Source organism: Nguyenibacter vanlangensis (assembly GCF_013376155.1).
In the GTDB taxonomy this organism is placed as follows: domain Bacteria; phylum Pseudomonadota; class Alphaproteobacteria; order Acetobacterales; family Acetobacteraceae; genus Gluconacetobacter; species Gluconacetobacter vanlangensis.
The window spans coordinates 1-2498 of record NZ_JABXXP010000427.1; the positions used below are offsets into that span (position 1 = coordinate 1).

At 67.9% G+C, this 2498-nt stretch carries 4 protein-coding genes; 3 read left to right on the forward strand and 1 reads right to left on the reverse strand.

Annotated features, from left to right (window positions below; all coding sequences use genetic code 11):
- Positions 1 to 926: UDP-glucose dehydrogenase family protein (locus HUK84_RS14860; protein WP_176640978.1), on the reverse strand; the 926-nt coding region annotated here is incomplete at its 3' end.
- A 209-nt stretch (positions 927 to 1135) separates the two neighbouring features.
- On the opposite strand from HUK84_RS14860, the gene HUK84_RS14865 reads away from it, so the two are divergent.
- The 3 genes from HUK84_RS14865 to HUK84_RS14875 form a co-directional block, all read left to right on the forward strand.
- Positions 1136 to 1348, forward strand: coding sequence for a hypothetical protein (locus HUK84_RS14865; RefSeq protein ID WP_176640979.1), 213 nt, complete (start codon positions 1136 to 1138; stop codon positions 1346 to 1348).
- Positions 1345 to 2130, forward strand: coding sequence for an MlaE family ABC transporter permease (locus tag HUK84_RS14870; RefSeq protein WP_176640980.1), 786 nt, complete (start codon positions 1345 to 1347; stop codon positions 2128 to 2130). Before HUK84_RS14865 ends, HUK84_RS14870 begins: the two co-directional genes overlap by 4 nt.
- On the forward strand, positions 2127 to 2498 hold a 372-nt coding region (locus HUK84_RS14875; RefSeq protein ID WP_176640981.1), incomplete at its 3' end, for an ATP-binding cassette domain-containing protein. The genes HUK84_RS14870 and HUK84_RS14875, both read left to right, overlap by 4 nt.

Genomic DNA, 2498 nt, shown 5'->3' on the forward strand with positions numbered 1-2498 from the left:
ATGCGGCCGGCCATGGCGACCTTGCGCGCGTCGTTGACGCCCACCGTGGCCTCGATCAGCCGGGTCGGGGCGCCGGCTTCCTGGGCGATGCGGGTGAGCGCCAGCGTGTCCTTGGGGAAGCAGGAGCCGCCATAGCCGGGGCCGGGATGGAGGAATTTGCGGCCGATGCGCCCGTCCAGCCCCATGCCGCGCGACAAATCGTGGACGTTGGCGCCCACCTTGTCGCACAGGTCGGCCATTTCGTTGATGAAGGAGATCTTCATCGCCAGGAAGGAGTTGGAGGCGTATTTGGTCAGTTCGGCGGTTTCCAGCGCCATGAACAGGACCGGGGCCTCGATGAGATAGAGGGGGCGGTAGAGCGCCGAGAGCACCGCGCGGGCGCGGGCGCCGCCGTCAGGCGCCGTCTGGTCGAGGCCGACGATCACGCGGTCGGGGCGCATGAAATCGCCGATCGCGCTGCCTTCGCGCAGGAATTCGGGGTTGGAGGCGACGTCGAAATCGAGGTCGGGCCGGGTCTCGCGCACGATTTCGGCGATGCGGCGGCTGGTGCCGACCGGGACCGTCGATTTGGTGACGATGACCGCATAGTCGCCCATCGCCCGGGCGATCTGGCGCGCGGCCTGGTGCACATAGGTCAGGTCGGCCTGGCCGTCCCCGTTGCGGGGCGGGGTGCCGACGGCGATGAAGATCGCCTCGGCCCCCGTGACGGCGTCGGCGATATCGGACCCGAAGGACAGGCGGCCGGCGCGGGCATTGTCGGCCACCAGCGTATCGAGCCCGGGTTCGTAGATGGGGATGCGCCCGGTGCGCAGGGCGGCCAGGCGGTCGGGGTCGATTTCCACCACCGAGACCTGGTTGCCGAATTCGGCAAAGCACGCCGCCGAGACAAGGCCGACATAGCCGCCGCCGATCATTGCAATGCGCATGGCATCCCCTCCTTGTCCGTCATGGATGTTCGACGCGTGGGCGGACTATGCTTCGGCGGGGGCGGCTTGGCCAGAGGCCATGTGCGGTCCGGCGCGCGGCCCCCGGAACCTGGAACCCTGGAACCACGGCCCCCGGATAGGGCATTTTGTTGATTTTGCAGTGCACAATTTTCTTGACTCGGCGCGGTCCGGCCCGGCAATAATGGCGCATGAAGTGGCGTTATGCGCGCTTCATGGACGTTTCCTCCCTAAACTACGCGGCGCTTTACGGCGCCGTTTTTTTTTGGTGTGACATTCCGTATTTTGACGCGCCGGCCAAGCCGCGCTACGGCAGGGCCATGTCTGACAGCCTGACCGAACATGCGCACTGGCGACGACCTGCCGGATCGGCCCCTGCGGCCTGCGCGCGGTATTCCGCATGAACGCCCTGTTCGATTTCATCGCCGCCCTTGGGCGCGCCGCCCTGAACCTGGTCCGGACGGCCGGGGCGTTGACGCTGTTCGGGGCCGCGGCGCTGTCGCACCTGGTGCGTCCGCCCTTCTACTGGCGGATCTTCCTGGGGTCGCTGGTGGAGATCGGCTTCTTCTCGCTGCCGGTGGTGGCGCTGACGGCGCTGTTTTCGGGCGGGGTGATCGCGCTGCAATCCTATACCGGCTTTGCCCAGTACCATGTGCAGAGCGCGATCGCCGGCATCGTGGTGCTGTCGGTGACGCGCGAGCTGGGGCCGGTGCTGGCCGGGCTGATGGTCGCGGGGCGTGTCGGGGCCGCGATGGCGGCCGAGATCGGCACCATGCGGGTGACCGACCAGATCGACGCGCTGCGCACCCTGTCGACCAACCCGATGAAATACCTGGTGACGCCGCGCCTGCTGGCCGGGACGCTGGCGCTGCCGTGCCTGGTGGTGGTGGCGGACATACTGGGCGTGCTGGGCGGCTTTACGGTGTCGATCGCCAAGCTGGATTTTTCGGCCCCCGTCTATATCGCCGCGACCTTTGCCGCCGTGAAGCCGATCGACGTGACGGTGGGGCTGGTGAAGGCGGGGGTGTTCGGGTTCCTGATCGCGCTGATGGGCTGTTACCATGGCTATAACAGCCGGGGCGGGGCCGAGGGCGTGGGGGCCGCCACCACGGCGGCGGTGGTCGCGGCGTCGATCCTGCTGCTGGCGTCCGATTATCTTCTGACCGACGTGTTCTTTTCGCAATGACGCCCGACATTCCCAAGATCCGCATTCGCGGCCTGTGCAAGGCGTTCGGCCCGAAGATCGTGCTGGACGGCATCGACCTGGATGTCATGCCCGGCACGTCGATGGTGGTGATCGGCGGGTCGGGCAGCGGCAAGTCGGTGCTGCTGCGCTGTATCCTGGGGCTGATCACCCCCGACGCGGGGTCGATCGAGATCGACGGGGTGGACGTGGTGCCGCTGTCGGCGCGGCGGCGCGAGGCGGTGATCGAGCGGATCGGCATGCTGTTCCAGAACGCGGCGCTGTTCGACAGCCTGCCGGTCTGGGAGAATGTCGCCTTCGGCCTGCTGGCCAGCGGGCGGCGCCACGGCGCGCGGATGAGCCGGGCCGAG